Here is a 15,261-nt window from a genome sequence, read left to right on the forward strand (position 1 = left end):
AGTTGCAATTCTTTTAATCTGTTTAAAAACCAGATTTGAATTACTTCACAATCACTTTGAACGTTTTGGTTCCAAAATCTGAACTTACCGTTACTAAATACATTCCTGAAGCACTTTTTATAACATCTTCGTACAAATACGTTTCTATCTGACTGAATTGTTTTTGTTTTAAAAGTGAACCGGTTGGCGTATAAATACTAATGTTGGCATTTGTCTTTTTAGGAAATTGCATGGCAACAGAAAAACGGCCGTCTGTAGTGGGGTTCGGGTATAAAATAAGTACGCTGGAATTTGTTATTTCTTTTCCATCAGTAGCAACAGCAATTTTGGTAGCGGTTTTACATTCCTGATTGTTTACCAATCTAAGTTCATATGCTCCCGGTTGATCGATGAGTATTTTTGGATTATCGTCTATAAAATCACCTTCGTAAAACCATTGGTATTCATAATTTCCTTCTGGTAAACCGGCACTGGCATCAAGAGTCAATGCATTTCCGTCTTTCAATAGATAATCTGGTTTCAGGTTTGGGAATGTTCCCTGTTTATCTGCCACAAAAACAGTTTCTGAGTACAAATTTCCCTTGGCATCCCTTACGATATAATCATAAGTTCCTGACGAAAGCTGTACTCCTGTTGCACTTTTTGCAGCCTGGTTCCATTGTTTTACAGCAACATCGCTGCCTTCTTTTTTTACCGTAACAGTAAATGGCGCTTCACCGCCTTCTATAGAATAATTTAATTGCCCTGATCCTGAAACACCACAAGTTGCCTCTGTAATCCAGACACGGCTGAACATTTCCGGGGCGACTTTCAGCGTAAATTTGGCTTTGCCTGATTTTTGTTTGTCCCAGTTAAAATCATTCAACACCAGTTTTTCCTGGCTAGAAGTACTGGCTAACTTAATGTATTCTGAATCCTTTTCGTCATATGTTCCTTTACCGGAATAATCTACTAACAACCAGAAATAAGTATCTTTTGGTAAAGTGCCTTTTATGAATTTTGGATTTAATGTCCAGTCAAGACTTAAATCGGTTGGGTTGGTAAAATCCAATTGCCATTCTTTGGCAATTCCAATAGGTTCTCCTTGCTCCTGCTTTTTTACCAGAAGGTTCTTTCCGTTATCACTCCAAAAAGCAAAATAATTATCCGGAATAGTTTTCGATTTACTTTTAAGTGCAATTGTTAAGAGTCCTTCATCGACCATATTACTGCTTTTGGGCTGCAAGAGTCCGCTTGCATCATCACGTCCTACTCCGGTTATAGCATTTTCAAATCCTTTATGCTGATTGATGTCCCAGATGGTTTGCCCTTTACTATTAAGATAATTTTTGATATCAAACTGCGAAAGCGAAATACCATATTTTACGGCCAGATAACTTGCCACTTTTTGAGTTTCTAAACCTGATAAAACCCTGTTGTATACCAAAATCTCACTGATGTTTCCTTTGAATTCTTCAGGAGGTAATTTTTCAAATTTCGACTTTTGACCAATAGTCAGCAATGATAACTTTGCAACACTATCAGTTACATTTTGCTGAAAGAAATGAATATTGGCTTTATTGGGTTTTATTTTCTCCTGATAGGTTTGATACGAGTATTTTTTTAGATCAACCAACCGTTTATTGGTGGCTACAGAAAGTGTTTTTTTAGTATCGTTTATGGTCCATAAAAATTGTTCTTTCAGACTGTCTTTTACTTTATACACCATAAACAGCGTTTGTTTTCTTTTACTTTCTGTTCCCAGAGGTAAAATCAAAGAATCTTGTGTGCTGTCGAAAACAATACTTGGGTTAAAATTAAAAACTGCACCGTTATGTTTTCTGGCTGATATTTTGGCTTCCTTTTTCGTCAGACTTTCCCAATAATAAGCCTCACCATTATTTTGGGATTTAATCCAAAATTGTGGCTCTTCAACTAATCCGGGCAGCACTTTTTGCTGAGAAAAAATTAAATTACTCGTCAACAAGGTTGCAAAAACGGATATTAAAAAAATCTTTTTGTACATAATTTTTATGTTTATAATGAGAAGCGACTATTTAGAAATTGGCTAAATCATCAAAATCAAAAGAGTAACCAATAATGAGTGAAATACTATTGATTTTGTTTTTATTTTCGCTGTAGCGATGTCCGTTTTCCTCGGTAGTCAGAGCATCTGTAAGTCCTAGCGTATAACGCGCTCCTACGGAAAGCCTTGAATTAAATTCATATCCGGCAGAAAGCATACCATAGAAATAGTTTTTCCCCGTTAGGGATTCTTTCAATACTTTTTGCACATTCGCATCCGGCTCAAAGTAAGTGCCTGAATCAGCAAAAATTTCCTGGGCATTCGAGCTGTATTTTATATTATCACTGGCAATATTAAATCCTACATAAGGGCCTGCGCCAATATAAAAACCTTCAACCGGATAATATTTAAATTGCGCACCAACATTTAAATAACTGTATCCAAAAGTCATGGTATATTTTAACCCTTTAATATCCTCATATTTTAAATCGGTACTCTGACCTGAATAAGACAACTCAGTCTGAATACTCACTTTGGCATACGGATATTTCCAGTTGATCATGATTCCTGCCGTTCCTCCAAATTTGCCTTCTTCTTTTAAAGTATATCCTTCGTAAATTCCTTTTGGCACAATTACATCAGGAAGATTAGACATTTTAGAATAAATTCCGCCTGCAAAAAGACCATAAGTAATCTCTCTGTCACCTTGTGCAAACAGCGATTTTGTGCTTACTAATAATAAAAGCAAAATAATTTTTTTCATGTTTTTTATTGAAATTACCATTGATGAAAACTATAACCTAAAGAGAAGCAAATGACACTGCTTTTGTTTTGATTTTCGATAAACTGAAAGGAAGAAGAATTACTTTTTACCACATCTTTTACACCTAAATAATAACGTAAATCGAAGTGGATACTTTGATGCAATTCATAACCCAATGCAAAACACAGGGAAAAATCGTCTGTACCGTCAAGACCATCTTTATAAAATTGTCTTGTTGCAACATCGTACATTCCTCCCGCCTCATTCGATTTATAAGTAACATTATTAGACGATAAACTGATGCCGTAAAATGCGCCAAAACCTAAGTTTAGTCCTTCATACGGATATACTTTGTACAGCGCACCAATTTGCAAATAAGAATAATGCAAACCCAGTTCAAATTCTTTTCCGGTAGCATCGTGATAATTGACTGTTTCTCCCGATTGTCTGAATAAAATTTCGGGCTGAATAGCAACACGCGTATCATAAAGTTTGCAGTTTAAAAAAAAGCCTCCCTCTAATCCGTATCCGCCTTTACTTTCCATCACACTATTGTCGTACGTATTGTCACGACCTTTAATGCTTTCCGGCAGATTACTAATTTGAGAAAAAAGTCCGCCAAGCTTGAGCCCATAAGTGATATTGGTCTCATTTTGTCCGTAAAGTGTAACGTTAAAAAAACAACCCAATATTAATAAGTGTAATATTACTTTCATTCACAAAAATTTTTGCGAATATATGTATTAATTTTTAATAAATATTAACATAAAAGTCGACCAAAAACAAAATTATTCGACAAATTACTTATTTCTTAAAATTAAGGGCAAAATGCCTTACAATTAGTACAATAATGGTTTACTTATTATAAAGCTGATTTTTTTTTCACAATTGTTTATCGAAAACAAACAAAAGAAGAAAAAATATGCCTTGTAGATAAACATTTTGAATTCTCCACATCAAAAATAAATAAGGCTCAAATTCAAAAAAATAAAGATCCTTTTGAGAAATTATCTAACTTTACTTTTCTCCTAAAAGCTAAGGCGTTCTAAAAAGAAAATAACTTTTATGGCTTTACAAACTGCGAAGACTAGATAAACTTTCAACCCATTTTGATAATGAAAAAAAGAGAAAAACTAGAAATTATTAGAAAATATTATCCTGATGCCTTAACTACTATTGATTTTATGAACAAAATCATAGATTATGTAGAAGAAAAACTAGATCTGGAACCAGCGCAAATCATGTTTGCAGACAGTATTTGCAGTGATGATGTCAACAGTATTCAATACCCTGTAAGAACAAATGAATTTTTGGGTCCTTTTAAAATGGGAGGATTAGACGGATTTCCTTTTACGGGATTAACCGGCATGCAGGCATTTGCGAGTCATGTTCCTGATGATGGAGCCGTTTTTATTTATTACGGACCACATATTGGTATTTCGAAAGAAGGAATTATTGGTGAGATTAATCGCTTTGGACAAAATAAACCTTCGGGTTGCTGTGGTGCAGCCAATGGTGCTTTGCATAAACTAATCAATAATGCTATAAAACCCGGCCATATTACAGAAATTGATTATCAGATGAATACTATTGAACAAATCCTATTCAAACAAAAAGAAAGAATCCTAAAAGCCGAAATACCACTTTATGAAGCAACAGAAATAATCTACGATTCGATCGATAAACGCATTGAGGAATTAGTTGCTGCGACTACATACAATTGCAAATATGTTATTCTTGTGGGTGGCATTTTGATCAATAGTGACACCGATATAGGTTCTTTTTCTTCTACCAAAAAATTTGAAGTTATTGATTTAAAAACGGGTCGTAGAGAAAATGCAATAGCCACTATCAATCAGAAAAACAACAATTTTAAAATTTAATGAAAAATTCGATACTAGTAATTTGTTTAATAATAATCAGCTTCTTTTTTCAGGCCGACTGTAATGCCCAAAAGTCAAAAAAAACGAGATTCAAAGCTTTGGTTTTATACGAAAATGGCGGACATCATCTGGCTTTTACCAAGGCTGCAAAACCCTGGCTAAACAAATTGGCTGTCGATAGCAGTTTTACAATTGATTATATCGAAAGTACCAAAACAATAAACGAAGCTTTTCTAAAAAAATATCAGGTTTTTATACAACTGGATTATCCTCCTTACACCTGGAGCGAGGAATCCATGTCAGCTCTTGAAAAATACATGAACAATGGCAAAGGCGGATGGGTAGGATTACATCACGCAACTTTATTGGGCGAATTCGACGGATACCCAATGTGGCAATGGTTTTCTGATTTTATGGGCGGTATAAAGTTTTTAGATTATATTCCGACTTTTGCAAGAGCCAAAGTAAATATTGAAGACACATCACATCCTATAACAAAAGGAGTTCCTTCAAACTTTTTTGTAAATACCGAAGAATGGTATACGTATAACAAGAGCCCACGGCCAAATGTACATGTCATAGGCTCGGTAGACGAATCTACTTATGAGCCGGAATCAAAAATAAAAATGGGCGACCACCCGGTAATTTGGACCAACGATCATTTTAAATCCCGAAATGTTTACATTTTTATGGGACATTCACCTGAATTGTTTCAAAATGAAGCTTATACTACCCTTTTAATAAATTCAATATTTTGGGCTGCAAATAAAAAGTGATTCGGTTTGAATTTAAAGTAATTTAAAAGATACCCATATTTTCTGGTTTGATTGTAAATCCTATACGCACCATACTTTTGTGTTCCTGATAGTCAATCAAACTTTCTGTATAGCCCACAAACCACTGAAGCGTGAGATAATAGTTCTCACTTTTGTATGGCCTCCAGTTTACTTGTGTCTGCAAGGATCCGTAATTAATAAGACCGCTTCCTTTCCTGAAAAGAATATCAGCACTCCACCTTCCGGGCTGTATTTGATATGTTGCGCTGGCTTCGCCATAACCTACATATTTAGTTAATCCGGGATTATCTTCTTTATCAACCAATGGAATCCATCCTCTTAAACCAACAATCCATCGTGGAGAAATCTGGGATTTTAAGGAAAAAGCCAGCATGTTCCATGTTCTCGAATAAATAGAATCCCTACCATTTGATTCATGTTCGAATGAGACGCTTCCGTAAGTCAACCTATTGCCTTTTAAATAAAACGGACGAACGATGGCCACACCGGGATTAAAATTAATTTCTGAGAATGGTTTTGAACTTGCATAAATATCCCAAAATGCCTTTTGGGTATACATTAAATACGGAAAAAATCCTCCCCATAAAGGCTTTGAATTCAATCGTAATTTAAAACTTACCTGATATTTTACATCGGCATTATTACGGGTAATATCAGTATTTATAGGCACTCCAGTTAAAAAATAATTATCTTTATGAACAGAAAAACTAGGTTCTTTCAGTAGAGAATCTGCTGCTCGGAAATTTTTTTTCTCTTCGACAATTTGAGAAATTTGCGAATTTGATTTAATTGAAAATAAAACAAAAAAAATCAGTAGGTATTTGAAATGCATTTATAAATAGTAATTGTAATTATTTTTTAATTTTAAAATAAATGTACTCCATTTTAAAGCTCCGCATTAACTCAATAAAAATAAAGTTGACTCAATAACTTTCCGGTAATTTTTTTTTAGAAAATTACAGCTTTTTAGAGCAGCAGTTCATCATCCGTAAAAAACGATCATAGTCACTTATTACAGAATGATCTGTGTCTGTTTTTGCACATTTTAGGATGTATTATAAAGCCACTTTATGCAGCCAGACATAAAACCCAATAAATCTTAATGACCCAAAAACAGGTTGTTTCCTAATTAAATTTAGTACCTTGTAGTACCAAAGTTTCTTTTGCACTAGTAAAAGTGTGAATTTTTATTTCCACAAAATGTAATCCATAAGATCTGTTTTATGAAAAAAATCCCTCTAATAGTATTCCTTACATGTCTCTTTATTTCATGCGAAAACAAGAAAGAAATTGAACTGCAAAGAAGAGAACAAGCTTTGAATGTAAGAGAAGAAAAAATCGCCGAAAAAGAATCAGACTATCAATCCCTACTTCTGTTTCGTGACAGTATTTATGCCTTAAAAGATACCGTAAAAGACATTACTTCATCTATAAAAGAATGGCCGGAAAACATTCAGGGAATCTGGAACAGTAAAATGTTGTGTCGTGAATCGAACTGCAGCAAATATGTAATAGGAGATCAGCGTAACGAAACCTGGCAATTTTTATCAGACTCAACAGGAATTTACACCCATGTATTAAATAACAAAAAGCTTATTCGTGTGTTTCAGGCCAAATATAGCGATGATAAAATCCTGCTTGAATTTAAAACCGACAGTATTTCTAAAAATAGTACCAAAATAAATGTGGTGCTTGACGATATCAAGAATAATGTCATTAAAGGAACACAGACTATAACAGGACAAGATAATTGTACGGCAAGATTTTCTGTAGAACTTACTCTTCCTCAAAAAAAATAATATATGTTATTAAGTATACAACACGTTAGCCTTCCTATCGAAGATCCACTGCTAAAATTCCTGATAGAGCTTATTATAATCTTGTGTATTCCGCTTTTATTGAATAAAATAAAAGTACCACATCTTTTAGGTCTTATTATAGCGGGAGCCGTAATAGGTCCTAACGGTTTCAACGTGCTTGCGAGAGACAGCAGTGTGGTGGTAACAGGTACAACGGGACTTCTGTACATTATGTTTTTGGCAGGTCTTGAGATCGATATGGGCGATTTTAAAAAGAACAAGTGGAAGAGCATCACTTTTTCACTCTATACTTTTATAGTTCCTTTTGTACTGGGACTTATTGGCGGTTATTATGTATTGCATTTTTCTATTCTAACCACAGTACTTTTTGCCAGTCTTTTTTCGTCTCATACTCTTATCGTATATCCTATGATAAGCAAACTTGGCATCGCCAAAAAACTAGCTGTAAATATCACTGTTGGCGGAACAATGATTACCGATGTACTGTCACTGGTCGTTTTAGCCGTAGTTGTAGGCATGTCGCAAGGAGAAGTAGGAACCTCTTTTTGGGTCAAACTATCCGTTTCTATGATCGTATTTGCCTTGATCGTTTTACTCGTGTTTCCTATTATAGCCCGCTGGTTTTTTAAGAATGTCGAAGATAAAATTTCGCAGTACATCTTTGTCATTGTCATGATATATCTTGCTGCTTTACTCGCAGAATTAGCCGGAATTGAAGCCATCATTGGAGCTTTCTTTGCCGGTCTTGCCCTTAACAGGCTTATACCTCACACTTCGTCGCTTATGAACCGCGTAGAATTTGTTGGAAACGCGATTTTTATTCCCTTCTTTCTTATAAGTGTTGGTATGCTTATCGATTTTAATGCTTTTATTCAGAGTTGGGAAACACTTGGAGTAGCTTCGATCATGCTGATAGCTTCTATTGGAGGGAAATATGTTGCTGCTATTTTGACCAAAAAAACATTTAGCCTTACCAATGATGAGGGTACTCTTATTTTTGGAATGAGCGCCGCATCTGCAGCTGCAACATTGGCTTCGGTAATGGTAGGGTATAATATTATTTTGTTCGAAAATGAAGCAGGAGAACCTGTCCGACTTTTAAATGAACATGTCCTTAACGGAAGTATTTTACTTATTCTTGTTTCCTGTACAATTTCGTCATTTGTTTCAATGGCAAGTGCTCAGCGAATCGCAGATTCAGATAAAGAAGAAACTGTGGCAGGAACTAGTCATGAAAAAGAAAAAATACTCCTGGCATTAAACCATGAAAATACCGTTGAAAAACTAGTCAATCTGGGCTTGCTCATCAAAACTCAAACCAATAAAGACAGTCTTTTTGCCGTAAATATTATCAATGAAGCTAAAAGCGAATCTTCATCAAAAAATGCAGAAAAACTACTTGGTGAAGCCGTAAATATGTCCGCCGGAGCAGATGTAAAACTTAATCCCATTACCCGACATGATAATGATGTTGTATTAGGAATTAGCAATGTCGTCAAAGAACAAAACATTACGGATCTAATTATTGGCCTGGAAGAAGAAAAAGGTTTCTCCTCTTCTTTCACCTACAATCTTTATAATGGTTATTTGCGCAATAAGGAAATAAATGTCATTATTTATCATGCCGTTCAGCCTGTTGCTACGATAAAAAAATATGCTGTATTGATCCCTGCAAATGCAGAGCGTGAACCTGGTTTTTTCCATTCATTATTAAGAGTCTGGAATATCGGTAAAAATTCAGGCGCGAAAATGAGTTTTTACGCCAACGATAAAACAACTGAAATTTTAAGGAGCATTATTAAAAAGGCAAATATCGAAGCTGTTTTTAATCCAGTAACGACCTGGCAGGAAGCTCAGGAAGCTGCCTGTAATTTAGAGGAGGACGAAGGTTTGATCGTATTAATGGCAGACAGAGGCATGCATTCTTATTTTTCTCAAATGCAAAATGTGCCTGAAATTTTAAACAAAAACCTGAATAAAAATAATTATATCTTAATTTATCCATTTTCGAAAATTGACAAAACGGTTACCGAAAAAAGAGCCGTAAGCAATCTGGATGATTTTGCTGATATTGGAAAAATTATTGGACGAATATTTAAATAATACAAACAATCAATTCAAATTAAAATGCAAGAAATGAACACAATGCAAAAAGAAGTAAAATTATACCGAAATGCAAAAAAAACAAAAAAACTATTATTCACTTCTTTAGGAGTCTGCGTTATTCTGCTTCTTGTTATTCTTTATAGTGCCGGAATATTTGACGGTGAACTCAAAATAAAACCATTGGTATTTTCCGGCGGAGCGTTCTTAATTATGTTGATTCTTTTATTAAAAAGTGTGCTGAGTTTAAAAGACAAGAGCCCGTTAATTGAATTAAACCAACACAACTTTTATGGCAAAACTACTCCTATGTCAAAATCATTTGGTATTGTAAACTGGGAAGATGTAGCCGATATTCAATCACAAAAAACCGGAGGCGACACTTTGGTTGTGGTTACTATTAATAATCCTCAAAAATACGAAGGAAGACTTTCTAAAATGCTTTGGAATATGGCTCTTAACAAAGAAACCAATCAATTAACATTAATGTATTCCGCTTCTGAAATCGACGTTGATCACAACGAACTTTTTAGCCTGTTTAACACATCATGGCAAGAAAGTAAAGAAAGTACTCTTGTAAACAGATAAACATTCTAAATACATAATAAACACAGCGTTTTTTATTTCAATATTTAAAATAGCGAACTAACGAATAATAATCTTGCACTATTGTTTAAATTTGCAAAATTATTATTCGTTTTAGTTTCCCTAAATAAAATATCTCAATAACAAAATCCGGTCAATATCAAACAACTTAAAAGAGCTGTTTGCTATTAGAAATATATCTAATGAACATAAAAAGGTCCGAGCTTAAGAAAATCATTCAAAAAGCAGAAGATAAAAATTTATCTTTCCGTGTTTTTGATTTAGAAAAAGAACATCTAAAAAACTATTTGCAACCGCACAAAAACGATCACTTTTTTATTGTAATTGTGGCAACAGGAAAAGTCGAAATACAGATCGAAGACAAAATTCATTTTCTTAAAGCAGGAAAAATTTCAATTGTTTTTCCGGAACAAATTTGTTTTATCTCTAATTTCAGCGATGATTTAACCGGTAAAATAATTTTATTTGAAGAAGTATTATTTTGTTCCGATATATTAAAAAACGAGTTAAGTCCTTATAACGTAAATCTTTCTGCCAATCTTAATTGTACAGCGCTTCCTAATCAGGAATTCGAAGAAGCGATTGCCCTTGTAAAAAACATTCAGAATATTTACAACAAACCAAGCCTTGTCAAAAAAGAACAAGCCCGTTTTTATATCAAAGTCTTTTTATTGGGACTTATAGAATCTGTGCACGGTCAGCATCCTGTATTGCATCAAAAAACAAATCAGCATATTTATATTGGTTTCAAAAAACTATTAAATCAACAATATCGAAGTGAACGCACGGTGCAATACTACGCGTCGCAGCTTTCTATTACTCCTAAAAAACTCAATGAAATAACTAAAAAACATTGTGGTGAAACGGCTATAAATGCAATTCATAACAGGATCCTGACCGAAATAAAACGTCAATTATTGTTTTCTGATCTCTCTCACAAAGAAATTGCATTTGAACTCGGTTTTAGCTCACCGTCAGCGCTTAATAAATTTGTACGGGCAAAACTCAAAGAAACACCTACCGAACTTCAGCAGGAATTGGCGCAAATTTATACCGCGTAGTCTTGTTTGTATAACATATTGCCCTGCCCTCACATTTAACTTTGCATCAATAATTAAATACTATTAAAGATGAGCAAATTATTTGTTGCAGGAGAAGTTTTCCACGGTCCCGGAACTCTTGAAGAATTAAAAAATATAAAAGGTAAAAAAGCTTTTGTTGTAACCGGCGGAAGTTCTATGAAAAAAAGCGGAACGCTTGATAAAGCTGTAGCATATTTAAACGAAGCAGGAATCGAAACTTTTGTTTTTGATGGTGTAGAAGAAGATCCGTCATCAGCAACCAGTTTTAAAGGTGCAGAAGCCATGCGTGAGTTTCAGCCGGACTGGATCGTCGGTATTGGTGGATGTTCTGCAATTGATGCGGCAAAAACAATGTGGATTTTTTACGAACATCCAGATACCGAATTTGATTCACTTATTAAACCGTTTAGCGTACCGGTACTTAGAAAAAAAGCCAGATTTATAGCCATTCCGTCTACTAGCGGAACAGGAACTGAAACGACAGGTTTAGCCGTAATCACAGACCGCGAAAAAGGAGTAAAATATCCAATTGTTTCGTATGAATTAACTCCGGATATTGCCATAATCGATGGAGAAATCTGTGCTTCGATGCCCGCTCACGTAACATCAAATACAGGATTAGATGCTTTGACACATTGCGTTGAGGCTTATGTTTCTAATATTGATGACAATTTTGCTGATGTTTTAGCAAAAGGCGGATTACAAATTGTTTTTGACAATCTGGAAGAAGCCGTAAAAAACCCTTCAAACATTACTGCACGTCAAAATATGCACGACGCTTCATTTATGGGAGGTTTGGCTTTTAATAATGCCTGGTTAGGAATTGTTCACTCTTTATCTCATCAGGTTGGTGCTTTGTATGGTATTCCGCACGGATGTGCAAATGCGATCTTCTTACCTAACGTTATTCGATATAATGATTCGGCTACTACTAAATTTCCATCATTAGCAAAAGTAATCGGACTTGAAACTGCTGAAGAATTGGCACAGTCTATTGAAGGATTAAGAAAAAGAGTCAACAATATTTCTTCTCTAAAAGAATTTGGAATCTCAAAAAAAGACTGGGACAAAAACCTGGATTACATTGCCAATAATGCATTAATCGATCCATGTACCGGTTTTAATCCAAGAGTAACAAACCTGGAAGATTTAAAAGACATTTATAATGCTTGCTACGAAGGAATTGTTTATGCTAATGATGCATTAGTTACAAACTAGTTCTCAAAAACAGAATAAAAAAAGAAACCAGACATTCAAAAGATGTCTGGTTTCTTTTTTAAAATACTATTCTAAACCCGTTGGGCAATGTCATTAAGTTAAGGAAATTCAATGGAACAATTTGTTAAGGACAATACCTAATCACTTTGTTTTTTGTTCCATCGGAACATTTCATTGGTAGCCCAATAAATACGCCGTTTTTTTACGTTCCGTATGAACGTTTGATTTTATAAATAATAATAATAATACAGATTACATATACAATTTATCAAACATCCCTATGGGACGATGTTTATCACGATGCATTTTTTTTTCTACCGACGAGGTGTTCCGATGGAACACAATCTAAAATATCTTAATTTAATGGCATTGCGCTTTTGAATTATATTACTATGTGTTAAAAATTATTACACCCAACGGGTTATTTTAATTTTTAAAGTTCTGACTTTAAATCGATTTTACCTTTCTGAAGTCCTTTACCTGTTACTTCTAATTGTATTGCTCCTGCAGTTTTGACTGCTTTAACCAAGACCACCAATTTACCGCTGAAAAGCTTCATTTTATTGTCATGAAATATTTCTAATGATGTAGCATCGCCATTACAAGCAGCTCTGTACGTTGCAGCTCCGGTTACTTTAAAGTTTAATTCATTAACTGCTGTAGGACACGGAATTCCGTTTTTATCCACAACCGAAACCGTTACAAAAGAAATATCATCACCATCGGCTTTGATCACTTTGCGATCTGCTTCGAGAATGATTTTATAAGGATCTCCAGCGGTTTTAACCTCACTTTCGGCAGCTATTTTTCCATTCGAATCAAATGCTACCACTTTTACCGTTCCCGGCTCATATTTTACATCATTCCACATTAAGCGATAGCGGTTTTGCGGAGTTGAATTGTTTTTTTTCTGCACGCCCATACTTTTTCCGTTTACGAAAAGTTCTGCGCTGTCATAATTGGTGTAAACAAAAACGGGAGTAATCTCGCCTTCTCTTCCTTTCCAGTTCCAATGCGGCAATATATGAAGCGTTTTATCTTCCTTATTCCATCTGCTTCTGTACAAATAAAAACGGTCTTTAGGCAGTCCTGCCAAATCAGAGATTCCGAAATAAGAACTTCTTGATGGCCATTTTTCATCATAAGGCGTTGGTTCTCCTAAATAATCAAAACCAGTCCAGACAAATTCGCCAATTACCCAAGGTTTATCATCCTGAAGCACAAAATCTTCATCAGGAACATTCGACCAACTGCAAGCTTCAAGATCATAAGATGAACTTTGAAAATCATCGTATTGCTTTTCTTTTTGCTGCACAACAGGAAATTTATAAATTCCTCTTGAACTCACTGTCGAAGCAGTTTCTGAACCCAAAATAAATCCTTGTGGAAATGATTTGTAAGCTTCTTCATAAAGATGTACTCGATAATTCAGTCCCGGTACATCTAATAAAGCCCCAAACCCAGATTCCATAGTTTGTTTTACCTGATCCATTCCAACCGTTACCGGACGCGTAGGATCTTCTCTATGAAAAACATCCTGTAAAAATTTAGCTCTTGTCAAGCCTTCAGCTCCATATTGATCCGGAACTTCATTTCCTGAACTCCACATTACAATACAAGGATGATTTCTCGTAGCTCTCACTAAATTTACAATGTCTTTTTCTGCATATTCTTCAAAAAAGCGATGATATCCGTTTTTCACTTTTGGCTTTGCCCATTCATCAAAACTTTCAGCCAGAAACATAAATCCCATTTCATCGGCTAATTCAAGCTGTTCAAAAGAAGGCATATTATGAGAACTTCTGATCGCATTACATCCCATATCTTTTAGAATTGTAAGCTGCCTTCTTAGCGCCGCTTTATTGACCGCTGCACCAAGAGGCCCAAGATCATGATGGAGACAAACTCCCTTAAATTTTGTTACTTTTCCGTTAAGGCTAAATCCTTTATTGGCTTCATATTTAATCGATCTTATACCAAATTTGATAGTTTGCTCGTCTTTTAAAGTTCCGTCGGCTGCGTATAATTTAGTAATCGCTGTATATAAATAAGGCGTTTCAGGACTCCATAAATGAGGTTTTGCAACATCAATAGCTTGATGAAACTTTCCATCTTTTATTTCTGTCACTTTCTGTGTTGCTACAATAGTATTAGACGCGTCTTTTATTTCCGTTACCATCGACAAATTATTGCCATTAACCTCAGCTTTAAGATCAACAACGGCACTATTTTCGTTGATGTCCGGAGTGGTAATAAAAGTTCCCCATTGTACAAAGTTTTCCTGTTCTTTTACTACAATACTCACGTTTCTGTATAAACCTGCTCCGGGATACCATCTTGAAGAAAATGGTTCATTAGTCAATTTTACTGCCAGAACATTTTCTGCTCCGGCTATTAAATCTTTCGAAATATCAATATAAAAATAGCTATAGCCGTAACCCCATTGTCCTACCTTTTTTCCGTTTAAATAAACCTGAGGTTCGCTCATGGCTCCTTCAAAAATAAGAAGTGCTTTTTTCCCTTTTTTAAACTCCGGAATCGAAAATGTATTGCGATACCAGCCTGTACCAATATGCGGAAGCGCACCTGTACGTCCTGTTTTTTCGGTAGGCACTTTTTCTCCGTTTTGTTCAATTGCCGAAACTTGTTTATCCCATTCTTTATCAAACGGTCCGTAAATGGCCCAATCGTGAGGTAAACTCACTTTTTCCCATTTAGAAGCATTAAAATCTACAGAAAAGGCATCTCCTTTTATTCCTTTAGAAAAGCGCCAATTGTCTTTTAAAACAGTTGTGGATTGTGACATCATTTTTCCGGAAGAAAAAACCAGAAGAAATACGAGCAGTATTGATCTAAAAATTAATTTCATTTTATTTTTTATTTTTTCACCATTAAGATATTAAAAGCACTTAGCTTAAATCACTTAATCCGTTGAATGAAATGTATGAAAATTTAATTAAACACATAGAAACATAGATTTTATG

At 34.8% G+C, this 15,261-nt stretch carries 12 protein-coding genes; 7 read left to right on the top strand and 5 right to left on the bottom strand.

Annotated elements, in window-relative coordinates; translation table 11 throughout:
* Positions 1-40: 40 nt before the first annotated feature.
* The 3 genes from FLP_RS15020 to FLP_RS15030 are packed head-to-tail and all read right to left on the bottom strand — an operon-like array spanning position 41 to position 3,484.
* On the bottom strand, positions 41-2,005 hold the full coding sequence (locus FLP_RS15020) for a T9SS type A sorting domain-containing protein (protein WP_065450346.1): 1,965 nt from the start codon (positions 2,003-2,005) through the stop codon (positions 41-43).
* A gap of 31 nt (positions 2,006-2,036) precedes the next feature.
* Complete coding sequence (locus tag FLP_RS15025) at positions 2,037-2,768, bottom strand: outer membrane beta-barrel protein (protein ID WP_065450648.1); 732 nt, start codon at positions 2,766-2,768, stop codon at positions 2,037-2,039.
* Positions 2,769-2,782: 14 nt separating this feature from the next.
* Positions 2,783-3,484, bottom strand: coding sequence for an outer membrane beta-barrel protein (locus tag FLP_RS15030; protein ID WP_065450347.1), 702 nt, complete (start codon positions 3,482-3,484; stop codon positions 2,783-2,785).
* A 399-nt stretch (positions 3,485-3,883) separates the two neighbouring features.
* Here FLP_RS15030 and FLP_RS15035 point away from each other — a divergent pair, with 399 nt between their 5' ends.
* The gene (locus FLP_RS15035) at positions 3,884-4,651 is read left to right on the top strand and encodes a hypothetical protein (protein WP_065450348.1); all 768 of its coding nucleotides are present in this window, start codon (positions 3,884-3,886) and stop codon (positions 4,649-4,651) included.
* A complete protein-coding gene (locus FLP_RS15040) occupies positions 4,651-5,427 on the top strand; it encodes a ThuA domain-containing protein (protein ID WP_065450349.1) in 777 nt (258 codons plus the stop codon). Before FLP_RS15035 ends, FLP_RS15040 begins: the two co-directional genes overlap by 1 nt.
* A 22-nt stretch (positions 5,428-5,449) precedes the next feature.
* On the opposite strand, the gene FLP_RS15045 is transcribed toward FLP_RS15040, so the two are convergent.
* Positions 5,450-6,118: a phospholipase A gene (locus tag FLP_RS15045; RefSeq protein WP_243397562.1), complete on the bottom strand. Its 669-nt coding sequence runs from the start codon at positions 6,116-6,118 to the stop codon at positions 5,450-5,452.
* Between the two features lie 553 nt (positions 6,119-6,671).
* On the opposite strand from FLP_RS15045, the gene FLP_RS15050 reads away from it, so the two are divergent.
* The 5 genes from FLP_RS15050 to FLP_RS15070 all read left to right on the top strand — a co-directional run bounded on the left by FLP_RS15050 (position 6,672) and on the right by FLP_RS15070 (position 12,277).
* Positions 6,672-7,247 (top strand): hypothetical protein, encoded by a 576-nt coding sequence (locus FLP_RS15050; protein WP_065450351.1) that lies wholly within the window; start codon positions 6,672-6,674, stop codon positions 7,245-7,247.
* 3 nt (positions 7,248-7,250) lie between these two features.
* Complete coding sequence (locus tag FLP_RS15055) at positions 7,251-9,371, top strand: cation:proton antiporter (protein ID WP_065450352.1); 2,121 nt, start codon at positions 7,251-7,253, stop codon at positions 9,369-9,371.
* 33 nt (positions 9,372-9,404) lie between these two features.
* Positions 9,405-9,959: an STM3941 family protein gene (locus FLP_RS15060; protein WP_123921676.1), complete on the top strand. Its 555-nt coding sequence runs from the start codon at positions 9,405-9,407 to the stop codon at positions 9,957-9,959.
* Between the two features lie 200 nt (positions 9,960-10,159).
* Positions 10,160-11,038, top strand: a complete 879-nt coding sequence (locus tag FLP_RS15065) for an AraC family transcriptional regulator (protein ID WP_065450354.1) — start codon at positions 10,160-10,162, stop codon at positions 11,036-11,038.
* A gap of 69 nt (positions 11,039-11,107) precedes the next feature.
* Complete coding sequence (locus tag FLP_RS15070) at positions 11,108-12,277, top strand: iron-containing alcohol dehydrogenase (RefSeq protein ID WP_065450355.1); 1,170 nt, start codon at positions 11,108-11,110, stop codon at positions 12,275-12,277.
* Positions 12,278-12,710: 433 nt separating this feature from the next.
* Here the strand turns inward: FLP_RS15070 and FLP_RS15075 are convergent, their stop codons facing one another.
* A complete protein-coding gene (locus FLP_RS15075) occupies positions 12,711-15,146 on the bottom strand; it encodes a DUF4982 domain-containing protein (protein ID WP_065450356.1) in 2,436 nt (811 codons plus the stop codon).
* Positions 15,147-15,261 lie beyond the last annotated feature (115 nt).

Source organism: Flavobacterium piscis (assembly GCF_001686925.1).
Classification (GTDB): Bacteria; Bacteroidota; Bacteroidia; order Flavobacteriales; family Flavobacteriaceae; genus Flavobacterium; species Flavobacterium piscis.

Coding starts and splice junctions, on each gene's coding strand:
- FLP_RS15035 (WP_065450348.1), top strand. CDS start 3,884: ATGAAAAAAAGAGAAAAACTAGAAATTATTAGAAAATATTATCCTGAT.
- FLP_RS15025 (WP_065450648.1), bottom strand. CDS start 2,768: ATGAAAAAAATTATTTTGCTTTTATTATTAGTAAGCACAAAATCGCTG.
- FLP_RS15070 (WP_065450355.1), top strand. CDS start 11,108: ATGAGCAAATTATTTGTTGCAGGAGAAGTTTTCCACGGTCCCGGAACT.
- FLP_RS15050 (WP_065450351.1), top strand. CDS start 6,672: ATGAAAAAAATCCCTCTAATAGTATTCCTTACATGTCTCTTTATTTCA.
- FLP_RS15030 (WP_065450347.1), bottom strand. CDS start 3,484: ATGAAAGTAATATTACACTTATTAATATTGGGTTGTTTTTTTAACGTT.
- FLP_RS15075 (WP_065450356.1), bottom strand. CDS start 15,146: ATGAAATTAATTTTTAGATCAATACTGCTCGTATTTCTTCTGGTTTTT.
- FLP_RS15065 (WP_065450354.1), top strand. CDS start 10,160: ATGAACATAAAAAGGTCCGAGCTTAAGAAAATCATTCAAAAAGCAGAA.
- FLP_RS15055 (WP_065450352.1), top strand. CDS start 7,251: ATGTTATTAAGTATACAACACGTTAGCCTTCCTATCGAAGATCCACTG.
- FLP_RS15020 (WP_065450346.1), bottom strand. CDS start 2,005: ATGTACAAAAAGATTTTTTTAATATCCGTTTTTGCAACCTTGTTGACG.
- FLP_RS15060 (WP_123921676.1), top strand. CDS start 9,405: ATGAACACAATGCAAAAAGAAGTAAAATTATACCGAAATGCAAAAAAA.
- FLP_RS15040 (WP_065450349.1), top strand. CDS start 4,651: ATGAAAAATTCGATACTAGTAATTTGTTTAATAATAATCAGCTTCTTT.